Genomic DNA, 13,842 nt, shown 5'->3' with positions numbered 1-13,842 from the left:
AACAGAAACAGAAACAGAAACAGAAACAGAAACAGAAACAGAAACAGAAACAGAACAAGAAATAGAACAAGTAAAAGAAAAGCCAAGTCCTGCTGCAAGTATCATTCAAGGTTTTACTGGATATGCTGCTGCTTTTATGGAAACGGTTAGAGCAATTCGGTTATAAAGAACATTTCAATATTAACTATTTACAACAGGGCATCGGCAATGATGCTCTTTTTTATGTAAATCGATAAAAGAGACGGATAGAATCAGAGTGACGGATAGAATAGTTAGAGCGACGGAAAGAATCCCTGGAGCGACGGATAAAATTGCCGAAGTGACGGAAAAAATCCTCTGAGCGACGGATAGAACCGAAGTGACGGATAGAATAGTCAGAGCGACGGAAAGAATCCCCGGAGCGACGGATAGAATTGTCGAAACGACGGAAAGAACCCTCAGAGCGAAGGATAGAACCGGAGTGACGGATAGAATAGTCAGAGCGAAGGATAGAATAGTCAGAGCGACGGAAATAATCCCCGGAGCGACGGATAAAACCGGGGTGACGGATAGAATAGTCAGAGCGACGAAAAGAATCTCAGGAGCGGCGGATAAAATTGTCGAAGCGACGGAAAGAATCCTCTGAGCGAAGGATAGAACCGGGGTGACGGATAGAATAGTCAGAGCGGCGGATAAAATTGTCGGAGCGACGGAAAGAATCCTCTGAGCGACGGAAAGAACCGGGGTGACGGATAGAATAGTCAGAGCGAAGGATAGAATAGTCAGAGCGACGGAAATAATCCCCGGAGCGACGGATAGAATTGTCGAAACGACGGAAAGAACCCTCAGAGCGAAGGATAGAACCGGAGTGACGGATAGAATAGTCAGAGCGACGGAAAGAATCCCTGGAGCGACGGAAAGAATTGTCGAAACGACGGAAAGAACCCTCAGAGCGAAGGATAGAACCGGGGTGACGGATAGAATAGTCAGAGCGGCGGATAAAATTGTCGGAGCGACGGAAAGAATCCTCTGAGCGACGGATAGAACCGGGGTGACGGATAGAATAGTCAGAGCGACGGAAATAATCCCTGGAGCGACGGATAAAATTGCCGAAGTGACGGAAAAAATCCTCTGAGCGACGGAAAGAACCGAAGTGACGGATAGAATAGTCAGAGCGACGGAAAGAATCCCCGGGGCGACGGATAAAATTGTCGAAGCGACGGAAAGAACTCTCAGAGCGAAGGATAGAACCGGGGTGACGGATAGAATAGTCAAAGCGACGGAAAGAATCCCCGGGGCGACGGATAAAATTGCCGAAGCGACGGAAAGAATCCTCTGAGCGAAGGATAGAATCGACGCCCCCAGGAAAGAGACTAGTTGGATCGCAATCAACCCCACGTTATGGTGATGAACCTTTTATTAAACTAATAAAAGGAAAAACAATCAGTCCATCAGCCATGATAAAATGAAATAGACAGGAGGAGCAAAGAATGAAAATATTTCATACAGCAGATTGGCATTTAGGGAAGCTTGTACAAGGCGTATACATGACGGAGGATCAGCATTATATTTTACAGCAATTTATGCAAGCTATTGATGAGGAAAAACCGGATGTAATCATTATAGCAGGTGATTTATATGACCGTTCGATGCCCCCTATAGAGGCAGTGAATTTACTAAACGATATTTTGGCGGAAATTGTGCTTGATAAAAAAATCCCTGTATTAGCAGTTGCCGGGAACCATGATAGTGCAGGTCGATTGAATTTTGGAAGTAGTTTAATGAGCGATAGTGGCTTACATATTAAAGGTCAATTTACGAAAGATCATGCACCGATCGTTTTACATGATGAGTATGGTGAAGTACATTTTCATCTCGTACCATATGCAGAGCCAGCTTCAGTACGGACTATTTTAGATGATGATTCCATTCGATCTCATCAGGATGCAATGCAAAAAATTATCGATCATCTTGCACAAAGCATAGATATAACAAAACGTAATGTTTTTGTTGGACATGCCTTTGTGACGAAGTATGGAGAAGAGGAAGCGAATACGAGTGATTCAGAGCGCCCTCTATCAATTGGAGGCTCGGATTGTATAACTGCATCGTTATTTAAGCCTTTTAACTATACGGCGCTGGGACATTTGCATAAAGCGCATTTTGTGTTGAATGAAACGATTCGATATGCTGGCTCTCCATTGAAGTATTCATTATCTGAGCACTTACATGAGAAGGGCTTTTTAATAGTTGAGTTAGATGCACAGGGAGAAATCACTGTCACAAAACGCAAGCTTGTAGCGAGACGAAATTTACGTGTGGTAGAGGGTTTAATGGATGATTTATTGAAATTACCGCCTAGTGATGATTATGTATTTGTACGTTTAACAGATACGACGTCAGTAGCTTCACCGATGGAACGTATTCGGACTGTTTTTCCTCATGCAATGCATGTGGAGCGTAAAGCAATACGCCAAGAAATCCAACATGAAATTCAAGCGGTTGAGACGGAAAAGGTAGAAGACATCGATTTATTGCGATCATTTTTTGCAGATATAATTGGCGTACAGCCAGATCAAGATACAGAGCGTCTATTTACAGAGATGCTGCAAGAATTACTAGATGAGGAGCGGGAGACAGTAAAATGAAGCCATTAAAGTTAACGATTACTGCATTCGGTCCATATAAAAATACAGAGGTTATTGATTTTCAACAGCTTGGTGACCATCGTCTATTTGCGATTTCCGGAAAAACAGGTGCGGGGAAAACGACAATTTTTGATGCTATTTGTTATGCACTGTATGGATCGGGGAGTGGTGAGGATCGTCAGGATACGGCTATGCTACGAAGCGGATTTGCAGATGATGATGTGTACACTGCTGTAGAACTCATCTTTGAAATGCATGGTAAGGTTTATCAAATTTTACGTCAGCCGGGTCATGTTAAAGCCAAAAATAAAAGTATTACTGGAAAGAAAATTGAACTGGCTGAAATGAAAGAAGACAAACTTGATTTTAGTATTGTAGAAAAGCAGCAAACGCTCGAGGTAGATAAAAAGCTACAAGAAATAATAGGCTTAACAAAAGATCAGTTTAGCCAAATTGTTATGCTACCACAAGGTGAATTTCGCAAGCTATTAACATCAGATTCTACGAATAAAGAAGTTATTTTGCGCAAAATTTTTAAGACAGACCGCTTCGGTGCTATGACAAAAAGACTTGATGCGAAACGAAAAGAAGCTGAAAGTGATTTACTGCGTGCTAAACAATTAAAAGAGCATCTTCTTGGTCAAATTGCAGGGGCTCTACCACAGCGTTCGTCATCTTTATTTACTTGTATTAATAATAATACTGAAAATATGCATCAGCTGAAGAAGGCTCTGGAAGAGGAGCAAACCTACTATACTGAATGTATACAAGTAGAGCAGCAGCGCTATAAAGAAGCTTATGCACATCATCAAAAAGAACAAGAGTATTATAGTATGGCGAAAACGCTGAATGAGCAATTCGATGAGCAAACCAATCGTCAAAACCGTCTGCAAGCATTGCTACAAGAGCAAAATATATATAGTGCAAAAGAACGCGAAATTGCATTGGCAGAGCAAGCAGAGCGTCTTATCTTGCTTGAGCAACAATGCATCGACTTACGTGCCGAGCAAAATCGTAAAGAACAATCCAATCAGCAAGCAATTATAGAGCAACAAAACGCAGAAGCTCAGTTAAAAGTAGCGCAAGAGAAGTTCAACGTTGAAGAGGCGAAAGAGCCTGAACGTCAGCAAGTTTTACAGCAGGAATTACAGCTACAAGCATTATTGCCGAAATTTGAAGCATATGAAAATAATCTTCAGCAAATGCAAATAGCTGAGCAATATGTTGAAACAGCAAAGCGAGCTGTAGACGATAATAGTACAATCGTAGAAAAAGAACATAAGCAATTTCAGCAACTTACAACAACAATTGAGCAATATGAAAAACAAATGGAGCCATACGAGGGTTATTTAGAACAGTTGCCGAAGCTAAAAGAGCAAGTATCATTACTAGCGCAAGTTGAAAAATACACTAGAGCTGTTGAGACTGCTGAGCACGATGTCTTCACTACTAACGTCCACTATCAAGAAAGTAAGCAGGCTCTTCAAAAGCTGGAGCAGCAATGGATTACAAGTCAGGCGAGTATTTTAGCACAGCAGCTGAAAGACGGGGAGCCTTGCCCAGTATGCGGTAGTACAACACATCTTGAAACACATCGCGAGCAATTAGAGGTTATCGAATTAGCACAGGTAGAAGTTTTACGAGTAAAGGCAGCGGCTGATGAGCGCAAGTTTTTAGAGAAAGAAGCTTTATATAATTCTACAAAGCAGCTTTTACAAGAAGCACTAGAGCAGTTAAAAACTAATGATATTAATCTAGCAAATCAAGCACAACTTGCAGCTTCCTTACACAATGTAGAGCAACAAATTACACTATTAAAAGTAGTGAGCACTCAATTAGTTGATGTACGCATGCAACAAAAGGATTATCGTGTGCAAATGGAGCGTCTTCAAGAAAAGCAAATAAAGCTAGAGCAATATTTAGCGGAAAAGACGAAGGAATTTACAAAACAACAAGCAGTTGTGGAAGAGCAACAAAAACATATTCCAGAAAATCTTAAGTCATTACAGGCATTAAAGCAGGCAATTGCTGATCTTAGTTCACAAAAGGTTGCATTACAAACTGCCTGGCATGCTAGCCAACAAAACCTGCAATCTGCCAAGGAAGCAGCGAATAATACTAGAATGGCAGTGGAAATAACTAAACAAGCTTACGAGGAATTGAAGCTGAAAATGGATGAAAAGCGCGAGCAATTTTCAGTAAGTATGAAGGAAGCGGGCTTTGACAGCTATGAAGAGTTTGCGGCTGCAAAGCGTAGCGTGATGCAAATAGAGGTTTTACGGAAAGCTTGTAGTGATTATGCTCTGCAAATAAACACATTGCAAGTACAAATTACTGAGGGAGCAAAGCATCTTAAAGGTCAAGAGAAACAAGATTTAACGTTAATGGAAGAAAAGTTAGAGATGCTCCGTGTGACATATGAAGAAGCCTTTAAAGTATTACAACAGATAGAAGGATTTGCAAAAGCGTGCACAGACTTTATCGAAAAAGTTGAGGAAACGGAACAGGAAATACGCTCCCTTGAAAAAGAGGCGGGACGGGTGAAGGAACTCTATGCAATGTTAAATGGACAGAATGCGAAAAAGCTATCCTTTGAGCGTTATATTCAAATCAATTATTTAGATAAAATTACAGAGGCAGCGAACGTCCGTCTACATCATTTATCCAATGGGCAATTTGAGCTACGACGTTCAGATCGATTAGAAAAGCATGCGAAGCAAAGTGGACTTGGACTAGATGTATATGATGCTTATACGGATCAATTACGAGATGTGAAGACATTATCAGGGGGAGAAAAGTTTAATGCATCTTTAAGTCTTGCCCTTGGTATGGCAGATGTCATTCAAAGCTTCCAAGGTAATGTTCGTATTGAAACGATGTTTATTGATGAGGGCTTTGGTTCTCTCGATGAAGAAGCATTGAATAAGGCGATTGATACTCTTATTGATTTACAAGATTCTGGACGCATGATTGGTGTCATATCACACGTTGCAGAATTAAAAGCTACAATGCCCGCAGTTTTACATGTTGAAAAAACAATGAATGGTCACAGTCAAACATATTTTGAAGTGAAGTGAAAAACAAAACGATCAAAATCTTTGTGAATGTTGTGGCGTTTTAAATCCAGGGTGATTTTCATTCTAGGCAACTTTCTTTCCTGTTGGCGAGTGTCGAGCTACTTCCACTTCATTCAACGATAGCGTAGAACTTTTATAAATTTTACGCATTTTAAAAGGAAAGCTATGACTACTCACCATAATCGAACAGAACAGACTTATAACAGAGAGCGATTGTACATCTAATTGTTGCTGTCGCTTCGCTTTCGCACTATAAATAGGGTGATAAGATAGAAGATACATGTTATGTGAAGAGGTTGATTGGAGTGGAGACTGAGCGACTCCTTGGGGATCAGTGTCACAGATGAGACCCTGGAGCGAGCAACGCGAGTGAAGCGGCTCATCGGACGCCCCCAGGAAGCTCTGCTCTGCGCGAAAGCGAAGCGTCAGCGGCAAATGTTTTCTGTAGCGAAAGCAAAGCGTCAGCTACAAAGCGCTCAGTCGGAACGGAAATCAACCTCTCGCTTTGCCGAAGAGTCATACTTTATTTAATATGACGCCTTAATGTCATTTCAACAACAATAAAAGAGACTGGGACAAAACTGGTCAAAACCATAAAAAGCGCAAGAAATCAATTTAGAAACGTTGATTTCTCGCGCTTTTTTGATGTTAAATTTTGCGTAAAAAAATATGCTTATGTGTAAATTATCAGTGCGGTCAGACAATAGGTAGATGTCGATATTTTTCGAAAGTTGGTTGATAAATCGATAAAGTTGGTCGATAAACAATCAAAAGTTCTCGATAAATCTCAAAACTGCAGCTCATTAAAGATTTTTGTCGCTGCACTTCCGTTGCAGAAAACCCTTCCTATAAATCATCAATAATAATGTAGGTCATGTACATAGGGCCGTGAACACCGACAACTAAAATCATTTCAATATCAGCAGAGTTACTAGGCCCGGAAATAACCCCATTTAACTTTAGGAGCGTATTATTTCTTATAGATGTTTTTGGAGGAATTAGTTGTTCCCTTCTTTGTAGCGATTACTTTTTTTACAATTGGGATAACGAAAGGTGCTAATTTTACGGCGGTTTTGACAACTTTAGATACTTTCATTAAAATAACAGCTCCTTTAACTCTTAGTATTACCTGTTCAATTCCGTAATGAAACTTATCGGATCACGCGAACAGCTTGAATAATATTCCAAATTACGATACCTAGAGAGATGAGTAAGTAAATTGCGAATGAAGCAAACCAAATGATAAGAAACGTAGTGCTACCTGAATCCGGTTCAAAAGTGTTAAATGATAAAGTTGAGAAGATAAAGACGGCGAAGAAGATAATTCCAAACACGACTGGAATTAAATGAGATATAAGTGCTCGGATAGAATGTTTCTTGACGTAGCTATCTTTTGAAACAAAATAAACCACTATTGGCACAATAAAAGGTGCGAACAAAATACTGAGATAACTAAAGGCAGACAAAACTTTTTGGTTCTCCATAGTAGTACCTCCTTTTTTTATATTTACGCATGAAAAACAGCAAAGTTTCAAAAAAAATGTGGAAGAGGTTGTAATCATAACCGTGTTTGCGTACAATTAGGTAGTTCAATTAAATTAAGATGTAACGACCACAAGGGGAGCTGATGATGTCAGCTGAGACTGGGCACTTAATGCCTTGACTCTTTGAACCTGTAAGTTAACACTTGCGTAGGGATGTGGATAGAAACCGACACTTTTACGATGTGAGGCTCTGTCCTGGCATCGTTTTTTCTTTATTCGGTCACTAAAAACGTGCTGAGTAGAGATTAAGTCTTTTTGGTGTCAGATAGGGACATATTTATCGAATGTTTTCTATTCCTGCTCTTGTATCCTACATCGGAACAAAGGAGAGAATAATATGGACAAAAAAAGACTTTTAATGCTTGTGGAGATTGCAATATTCGCAGCGATCGGTCTAGTGCTTGATCAGGTTTCCTTTAAAGTATGGGCACAAGGTGGCTCTGTTAGTCTAGTGATGGTGCCAATAATTTTAATAGCATTCCGATGGGGCCTTATTCCAGGTCTAACAACGGGCTTACTAATTGGTGTTATGCAAACAATGTTTGGTGCCTATATTGTACATTGGCTTCAAGGATTACTCGATTACGGCGTTGCCTTCACTGTAGTTGGTTTAGCTGCAATTGTTCGTCGACCAGTACTTGAGGCTGCGAAAAATGTAAACAAAACAAAAATGGCACTTTATATTATTTTAGGAACTGTATTAGCAGGGTTTTTACGTTATGCGGCACATACAATTGCTGGCGCTGTATTTTTCTCAGAATATGCTGGCGATCAAAATGCATGGATTTATTCAATCATCTATAATGGAACATATATGCTACCAGCAACGGTTTTAACAGCAATTGTTGCTGTTCTGTTATTTACAGCCGCTCCTCAATTAATGCAACGAAAATCATAACTATTATGCCCTTCACATGAGTGGAGGGTTTTTATTTTTATTAAATTGAATGAGGGATTATTGCTTTTTTAGCTATTTAGGGATGGCGTATATTAAACCGTATGTTATGAAAATAAGTTGTTCTTCGTTCCGGCTGGGCGACTCTTCGGGGATCAGCGTCACAGATGAGACCCTGCGACGAAGCGGATGTTTTCTGTGCGAAAGCAAAGCGGCAGCAACAAATGTATTCTCTGTGCTAAAGCGAAGCGACAGCGGCAAAGCGCCCAGCCGGAACGGAAATCGATCTCACGTTTTGGAGATGAGCCTGTTTTTCAGCACTTTAGAATTTATGATGACATACAATATTTAAAGCGTTTAGCGTTTTTTGTATAAAAAGTTATGTTATATTATTGAATAGATATTAGATGAAAGGGACGTTAAAAATGATCGTAAAAACGCAAGAAGAGATTGAAGCCTTTAAAAAAATCGGCCGTATTTGTGCTGAAATTCGTGAAGCAATGAAGGCCGCTACAAAACCAGGTGTAACTACACTGGAACTAGATGAAATTGCAGGCCGTATGTTTGCTGAGGCAGGAGCAGTTTCTGGACCTAAAGGGGAGTATGATTTCCCAGGATACACATGTATTAGTGTTAATGAGGAAGTCGCACATGGTATTCCAGGTAAACGTGTGATTAATGAGGGAGATATCGTAAACATTGATGTATCTGGTTCATTAAATGGCTATTTTGCTGATACGGGTATTTCATTTGTAGTTGGTGAAGGCTATGAGGATAAAGAAAAGCTATGTCGCGTAGCTAAAAGTGCTTTTGATCGTGCAATGACAAAAGTAAAAGCAGGCTCGAAATTAAACCAAATCGGAAAAGCTGTTGAGCGTGAAGCGTATGCCAATGATTTAACAGTGATCATGAACCTAACAGGTCATGGATTAGGTCGTTCATTACATGATGAGCCAAATCATATTTTAAACTATTATGATGCATGGGATTCTACAATTATGAAAGAGGGCATGGTGCTTGCAGTCGAGCCATTTATCTCGGCAAAAGCGGAGCATATTGTGGAATCTGGTGATGGCTGGACATTCGTTACGCCAGACAAATCATTAGTTGCTCAAATCGAGCATTCAGTTATCGTTACAAAAGACAAACCAATTATTTTAACTTCACTTGATGAACAATAAAAAAGCTAAAATCCTGCTAACCAATTTATTTTTGGTAGGCAGGATTTTTTTTAATAAATAATATACCGACAAGTAGCACTCCACATAAAAATAAAGATGCTGTTGTCACAAGTAGCTCATCTAAACCATTATGTAACGCAACCCCAATATAGGACCAGATAAATACACTTGGATACATAATATCAAAATGATGGAATCGAATATGTAGCGCTATTGCGACCCCGATTGTCAGTAAAATAACTGCCCAAAGTGGATTACTAAGGCCAAAACCATTCCATTGATAAGATGTTAGCGTAAAGCTTACGTTTGTCATCAGTATAAATGTAACCCATGCGAAGTAAATCGAGAAGGGTATTCGACCTGAAGGTGAATGATCGCTGAGAGGGTACGTATTGTACAACAAAAATAAATACAGTACTAAAATAAACGTACTAGCAATTGTCACGATAAATAGTTCGTGATGCCAAAACACAATTGTTAACGCCTGCATGATGCAAATGCTACTAAAGAGAACAGTCTGTTTAATAGATGTCTTTTTAATATTCATGACTAACCAATAACCAAGTAACATGTAAATTACAATCCAAATCACATAGCTAACATTAAAAGGTGCGAATATTACAGGAAAACGATTTGAGATCTCTAATGAAGATTGATCGTTTATTTTCATGAAATAGGATGAAAAGGTTAGGATAAGTGAGACAATATAAGATACTGTCATCAAAATAAATCGAGGCATGTTTTCCTCTCCCTTCGTGTTAAATTGTATAGGGAAAAGACAAATAAGTATAGGACTGTGACATTATATTTTCATTATAACGGAAATTTCTAACAATGTATCGTGTTGTTTAAAATCATCTACAATTTACCATTTGAATAGGCATTCATATGTTTCTTTAGTACAATAAGGATATCCAAATGTAAGGAGTGAAGTTTTAATGACTCAAAATTTAAATAATCTAGATTTATCAGTTGAACTAGATAAGAAAATGTATAAAAAGAAATTAAAAGTACTCCAATATGAAATGTTAAATGCTCAACAGTTTTTATTAAACAATAGAATTGGGCTAATTCTAGTATTTGAAGGTATGGATGCTGCTGGAAAGGGTGGAGCTATTAAACGTCTAATTGAGCGTGTTGATCCACGTGGCTATGTCGTACATCCAATTTCAGCACCTCAGCCCCATGAGCTGCGTTACAATTATTTACAACGATTTTGGAGAAAACTGCCACAGCATGGGCAAATTGCTATTTTCGATCGCTCTTGGTATGGCCGTGTATTAGTTGAGCGTATTGAAGGATTTGCAACAAAAGAAGAGTGGTCTCGTGCATACGAAGAAATTAATAATTTTGAAAAGATTTTAACAGCAGGGGATTATATTGTCATTAAGTTTTGGCTTCATGTATCTGATGAGGAGCAGCTTAAACGTTTTAAAGAACGTGAGGAGGATCCATATAAGTCTTGGAAGCTAACAGATGAAGACTGGCGTAATCGTGAAAAATCACCTCAGTACATAGATGCTGCAAATGAAATGTTTGAGAAGACAGATAAGAAAAATGCTCCATGGATCCTAGTACCGGGTGACGATAAAAAATATGCGCGTGTACAAGTATTACAAGAAACAATTGCACATATCGAACGTGAGGCACAAAAACGTGGCCTTCATTTAACAAATGTATTAGACAAAGCACATTTAGAAGATGCGGAATCTTCTAGCCTTGAATTGTTAGAAGAGAAACCTAAAAAACAAAAAGTTAAATAATGAAATGGATGCTGTAACAACAAGAAGAGATATTTTAGTTGTAGCAGCATCTTTTTTTACATACAATAAAAGTAAAATGGGGTCTCACATCTCAAGCGTTAAAATGTATTGACAATTATCGGAAGGTTAGTGTGGAGAAATGGTGCTTAAAATTTGGAGATTATTGAGGAAAAAGGGTGAAAATGTGGTATCAGTCCAAGGAAATAAATGCTACATTCGCACATTTCAAGAAAAAGATGCACAAAGTTTAACTGGTCTCGTAAGCCGTAATAAATACTTTTGGTCTACATACGAGCCATTACAACGACCTGATTACTATACAATTGATGCTCAATATAAAAAAATTCAAGAAAGCTTATACTTAATGGACTCAAAGCGGGAATTTACTTTCGGTATTTTTGAGCCAGGGACAAATAATTTAATAGGACATATCGCACTTTATGCCATCAAACGTTTACCGTACTCCAGTGCATTTGTTGGTTATGCAATGGATGAAATTTACGTAGGGAAAGGAATTGTGACAGAAGCAGTTAACTTGGTCGTGCAATTTGCATTCGAAAAAGTAGGATTACATCGTGTAGAGGCATATGTTTCAACACAAAATAATGCTTCTATTCGTGTCTTAGAAAAGGCTGGATTTCAGCGTGAAGGACTTTTAAGAAAGCTTCTGTACATTAATGGTCAATGGGTGGATCATTATATGTATGCACGTTTAGAGGACCAATAAAAAAGAATAACTAGCTGATATTAAAGAAAAAAGAGAAATCGATGCTGTTCGATTTCTCTTTTTTCTCTGTTTGACTACTTTAATGAGCTACAGTTTTGAGATTATCGAGAACTTTTGATTGTTTATCGACTAACTTTTTCGATTTATCGACTAACTTTATCGATTTATCACCCAACTTTCGAAAAATATCGACATCTACCTTCATGAAACAAGCGCACTGATCATTTACGTCGCTTATGACATAAGCATATTTTTTACCAGGTGTGGTGATTAACCATTTTTATCCACAATAATTAAATTAGAAGACTCTGATTTCCGCTACGGGCTACAAGCTCTTCACCATAACGTGTGGTTGATTTCTTTGATAAAAAGAGCTTGTTTTTCGATAAAAGCCCAAAAAGTTTCGATAAAATGAGATTTTGTTTCGATAAAAGCTCAAATAGTTTCGATAAAGAGAGATTTTGTTTCGATAAATCTTCAAAGTATTCCTATAAAACGAACGAAAGTAGCTTTAGCGATTCTGTTTTGGGGCTCGACACTAAATAGCAATAAGAAAAAACCTTTCATCGCTCAATAATAAACCTATTTTATCCTAATCAACACGCATGATTTTTTACATCAAAAAAGCGCGAGAAATCAACGTTTCTAAATTGATTTCTCGCGCTTTTTAAGGTTTTGGCCAGTTTTGTCCCAGCCACTTTTTTTAAATTATTGTTTGTTACCGTCGTCGATTAAATCAAGGCGACCTGTATTTGGGTCAATAACTAAGCCATGAACAGGTATGTCATTAATCATTAACGGGTGATTTCGAATTGTATCGACACTTTTCTTTACACTTGTTGCTACGTCACCGAAGCCGCGTAAAAACTCTTTTAAATCAAGACCTGAATACTCCATCATTTTGATGGTTTCAGGGTTAATTCCTCTAGCAACCATTTTACTTAGCATTGCTTCTGGGTCAACTGCACTCATACCACAGTCGTAATGTCCAACTACATACACCTCATCTGCTTGTAGTTCATAAACAGCTACAAGTAAACTACGCATTATTGCACCAAAAGGGTGACTAACTAATGCGCCAGCACTTTTAACAATTTTTACGTCGCCGTTACGTAAATTCATAGCCTTAGGTAAAAGCTCTACAAGACGAGTATCCATACAAGATAACACAACGATGCGTTTATCAGGATACTTTGTTGTAATAAAAGGCTCATATTTTTTTTCTTGAACGAAATCTTCGTTAAACTTTAGAATATCTTTTAACATTGACATGAAAGATTACTCCCTTCCCTACTAAATATTTTAGAGCAAAACTTTAATTCTGCAAATAATAATGACAATTTTCACGCAATTTTTACGAAAAAAAAGAAATTAAGTAATTTATTTAGGCGAAATAGTTGGGAAGAGAATAAAAAACAGCTACGTTTTCTAGTAGCTGTTTTTTAATGAAATTAATATTTTTCTTTTGGCATTGGATCTACAGTTACTGAAGATTTAGAATCTAAACCAACTTGTAGGTAGTGGATGAAGAATCCTAGAGAAATTAGTAAAACGGCTGAAAAGCCTAGTACAGTCGTAATGAACATAATAAAAGCTCCTCTCTACTATAATAATCTACAATAATATCTATAGTAATTATACAATAGGTTACTAGGAAAATGTAAGGATAATTTATGACATTCACGAAACCATTCGTGTACTTGAACTTTCCATGGTAGGAAGAAATCGAATGAGTCTTTTGGTGCATTTTTTCTAACAAGAGGGAACAAGGGCATCATCAGAAAAATCGACAAAAGCCTGTTTTGCACCATTTTTGTATGAGATTTTAGTAATTATCTGGATTGGTTTTGAGTTATCGTTCTAAATACTTATGTAGAAGTGATGGTTTTTTTGGATATATACTCCTGTTTTCGTTAGCTAGTTCAGGTGTTTTAGTAATTTTATGTCGAATTATAATAACAAATTCTTAATTTTTTTCAACTAAAGACAATTTAGTGTATTATTCTTAATTCAATATAATCAAAAATG

General features: G+C 38.0%; 16 protein-coding genes and 1 riboswitch. Of the genes, 8 read left to right on the top strand and 8 right to left on the bottom strand.

Annotation, left to right across the window (positions count from 1 at the left end; genetic code table 11):
- Positions 1-180: 180 nt before the first annotated feature.
- On the bottom strand, positions 181-1,377 hold the full coding sequence (locus QRN68_RS26255; RefSeq protein ID WP_285400361.1) for a hypothetical protein: 1,197 nt from the start codon (positions 1,375-1,377) through the stop codon (positions 181-183).
- A 92-nt stretch (positions 1,378-1,469) separates the two neighbouring features.
- Between QRN68_RS26255 and QRN68_RS26250 the strand changes: the two genes are divergently transcribed.
- The gene (locus QRN68_RS26250; RefSeq protein ID WP_285400359.1) at positions 1,470-2,627 is read left to right on the top strand and encodes an exonuclease SbcCD subunit D; all 1,158 of its coding nucleotides are present in this window, start codon (positions 1,470-1,472) and stop codon (positions 2,625-2,627) included.
- A complete protein-coding gene (locus QRN68_RS26245; RefSeq protein WP_285400357.1) occupies positions 2,624-5,704 on the top strand; it encodes an SbcC/MukB-like Walker B domain-containing protein in 3,081 nt (1,026 codons plus the stop codon). Before QRN68_RS26250 ends, QRN68_RS26245 begins: the two co-directional genes overlap by 4 nt.
- A 63-nt stretch (positions 5,705-5,767) precedes the next feature.
- On the opposite strand, the gene QRN68_RS26240 is transcribed toward QRN68_RS26245, so the two are convergent.
- Positions 5,768-5,986: a hypothetical protein gene (locus QRN68_RS26240; RefSeq protein WP_285400356.1), complete on the bottom strand. Its 219-nt coding sequence runs from the start codon at positions 5,984-5,986 to the stop codon at positions 5,768-5,770.
- A 42-nt stretch (positions 5,987-6,028) separates the two neighbouring features.
- Here QRN68_RS26240 and QRN68_RS26235 point away from each other — a divergent pair, with 42 nt between their 5' ends.
- On the top strand, positions 6,029-6,235 hold the full coding sequence (locus QRN68_RS26235) for a hypothetical protein (RefSeq protein WP_285400354.1): 207 nt from the start codon (positions 6,029-6,031) through the stop codon (positions 6,233-6,235).
- Between the two features lie 315 nt (positions 6,236-6,550).
- Here the strand turns inward: QRN68_RS26235 and QRN68_RS27165 are convergent, their stop codons facing one another.
- Entirely contained in the window at positions 6,551-6,703 is a 153-nt protein-coding gene (locus QRN68_RS27165) for an LUD domain-containing protein (RefSeq protein WP_481817489.1), read from the bottom strand.
- Between the two features lie 152 nt (positions 6,704-6,855).
- Positions 6,856-7,188, bottom strand: a complete 333-nt coding sequence (locus tag QRN68_RS26225) for a magnetosome magnetite crystal formation protein family (RefSeq protein ID WP_285400352.1) — start codon at positions 7,186-7,188, stop codon at positions 6,856-6,858.
- Positions 7,189-7,311: 123 nt separating this feature from the next.
- Positions 7,312-7,419, top strand: a riboswitch (TPP riboswitch).
- Positions 7,420-7,585: 166 nt separating this feature from the next.
- Between QRN68_RS26225 and thiT the strand changes: the two genes are divergently transcribed.
- The 3 genes from thiT (at position 7,586) to map (ending at position 9,324) form a co-directional block, all read left to right on the top strand.
- Positions 7,586-8,146 carry an energy-coupled thiamine transporter ThiT gene (thiT, locus tag QRN68_RS26220; protein ID WP_285400351.1) on the top strand — a complete coding sequence of 187 codons (561 nt, stop codon included), beginning with the start codon at positions 7,586-7,588 and terminating at the stop codon, positions 8,144-8,146.
- Between the two features lie 195 nt (positions 8,147-8,341).
- Entirely contained in the window at positions 8,342-8,518 is a 177-nt protein-coding gene (locus QRN68_RS26215) for a hypothetical protein (protein WP_285400350.1), read from the top strand.
- Between the two features lie 50 nt (positions 8,519-8,568).
- Positions 8,569-9,324 carry a type I methionyl aminopeptidase gene (gene map / locus QRN68_RS26210; RefSeq protein WP_285400349.1) on the top strand — a complete coding sequence of 252 codons (756 nt, stop codon included), beginning with the start codon at positions 8,569-8,571 and terminating at the stop codon, positions 9,322-9,324.
- 25 nt (positions 9,325-9,349) lie between these two features.
- Here map and QRN68_RS26205 read toward each other — a convergent pair whose 3' ends face one another.
- Positions 9,350-10,063 (bottom strand): hypothetical protein, encoded by a 714-nt coding sequence (locus tag QRN68_RS26205; RefSeq protein ID WP_285400348.1) that lies wholly within the window; start codon positions 10,061-10,063, stop codon positions 9,350-9,352.
- A 199-nt stretch (positions 10,064-10,262) separates the two neighbouring features.
- Between QRN68_RS26205 and QRN68_RS26200 the strand changes: the two genes are divergently transcribed.
- Together QRN68_RS26200 and QRN68_RS26195 are read left to right on the top strand one after the other, a co-directional pair.
- Positions 10,263-11,087 (top strand): polyphosphate kinase 2 family protein, encoded by an 825-nt coding sequence (locus QRN68_RS26200; RefSeq protein WP_285400346.1) that lies wholly within the window; start codon positions 10,263-10,265, stop codon positions 11,085-11,087.
- A 139-nt stretch (positions 11,088-11,226) separates the two neighbouring features.
- Positions 11,227-11,814 carry a GNAT family N-acetyltransferase gene (locus tag QRN68_RS26195; protein WP_285400345.1) on the top strand — a complete coding sequence of 196 codons (588 nt, stop codon included), beginning with the start codon at positions 11,227-11,229 and terminating at the stop codon, positions 11,812-11,814.
- Positions 11,815-11,893: 79 nt separating this feature from the next.
- Here the strand turns inward: QRN68_RS26195 and QRN68_RS26190 are convergent, their stop codons facing one another.
- From QRN68_RS26190 to QRN68_RS26180, 3 genes are all read right to left on the bottom strand, one after another.
- Positions 11,894-12,019 (bottom strand): hypothetical protein, encoded by a 126-nt coding sequence (locus QRN68_RS26190; RefSeq protein ID WP_285400344.1) that lies wholly within the window; start codon positions 12,017-12,019, stop codon positions 11,894-11,896.
- Between the two features lie 503 nt (positions 12,020-12,522).
- Complete coding sequence (locus QRN68_RS26185) at positions 12,523-13,086, bottom strand: beta-class carbonic anhydrase (protein ID WP_285400343.1); 564 nt, start codon at positions 13,084-13,086, stop codon at positions 12,523-12,525.
- A gap of 179 nt (positions 13,087-13,265) precedes the next feature.
- Positions 13,266-13,400, bottom strand: coding sequence for a hypothetical protein (locus QRN68_RS26180; protein WP_285400342.1), 135 nt, complete (start codon positions 13,398-13,400; stop codon positions 13,266-13,268).
- Positions 13,401-13,842: the final 442 nt, after the last annotated feature.

Source organism: Lysinibacillus sp. fls2-241-R2A-57 (genome assembly GCF_030209535.1).
In the GTDB taxonomy this organism is placed as follows: Bacteria; Bacillota; Bacilli; order Bacillales_A; family Planococcaceae; genus Lysinibacillus.
The sequence above is the reverse complement of the archived record's forward strand: the minus strand, read 5'-3'. Positions and strand labels throughout refer to the sequence as shown.

What these genes read in the sequence shown, in the direction of transcription:
- QRN68_RS26250 (WP_285400359.1), top strand. Translation starts at nt 1,470, where the DNA reads ATGAAAATATTTCATACAGCAGATTGGCATTTAGGGAAGCTTGTACAA.
- QRN68_RS26245 (WP_285400357.1), top strand. Translation starts at nt 2,624, where the DNA reads ATGAAGCCATTAAAGTTAACGATTACTGCATTCGGTCCATATAAAAAT.
- QRN68_RS26240 (WP_285400356.1), bottom strand. Translation starts at nt 5,986, where the DNA reads ATGTATCTTCTATCTTATCACCCTATTTATAGTGCGAAAGCGAAGCGA.
- QRN68_RS26225 (WP_285400352.1), bottom strand. Translation starts at nt 7,188, where the DNA reads ATGGAGAACCAAAAAGTTTTGTCTGCCTTTAGTTATCTCAGTATTTTG.
- thiT (WP_285400351.1), top strand. Translation starts at nt 7,586, where the DNA reads ATGGACAAAAAAAGACTTTTAATGCTTGTGGAGATTGCAATATTCGCA.
- map (WP_285400349.1), top strand. Translation starts at nt 8,569, where the DNA reads ATGATCGTAAAAACGCAAGAAGAGATTGAAGCCTTTAAAAAAATCGGC.
- QRN68_RS26205 (WP_285400348.1), bottom strand. Translation starts at nt 10,063, where the DNA reads ATGCCTCGATTTATTTTGATGACAGTATCTTATATTGTCTCACTTATC.
- QRN68_RS26200 (WP_285400346.1), top strand. Translation starts at nt 10,263, where the DNA reads ATGACTCAAAATTTAAATAATCTAGATTTATCAGTTGAACTAGATAAG.
- QRN68_RS26195 (WP_285400345.1), top strand. Translation starts at nt 11,227, where the DNA reads ATGGTGCTTAAAATTTGGAGATTATTGAGGAAAAAGGGTGAAAATGTG.
- QRN68_RS26190 (WP_285400344.1), bottom strand. Translation starts at nt 12,019, where the DNA reads ATGAAGGTAGATGTCGATATTTTTCGAAAGTTGGGTGATAAATCGATA.
- QRN68_RS26185 (WP_285400343.1), bottom strand. Translation starts at nt 13,086, where the DNA reads ATGTCAATGTTAAAAGATATTCTAAAGTTTAACGAAGATTTCGTTCAA.
- QRN68_RS26180 (WP_285400342.1), bottom strand. Translation starts at nt 13,400, where the DNA reads ATGTTCATTACGACTGTACTAGGCTTTTCAGCCGTTTTACTAATTTCT.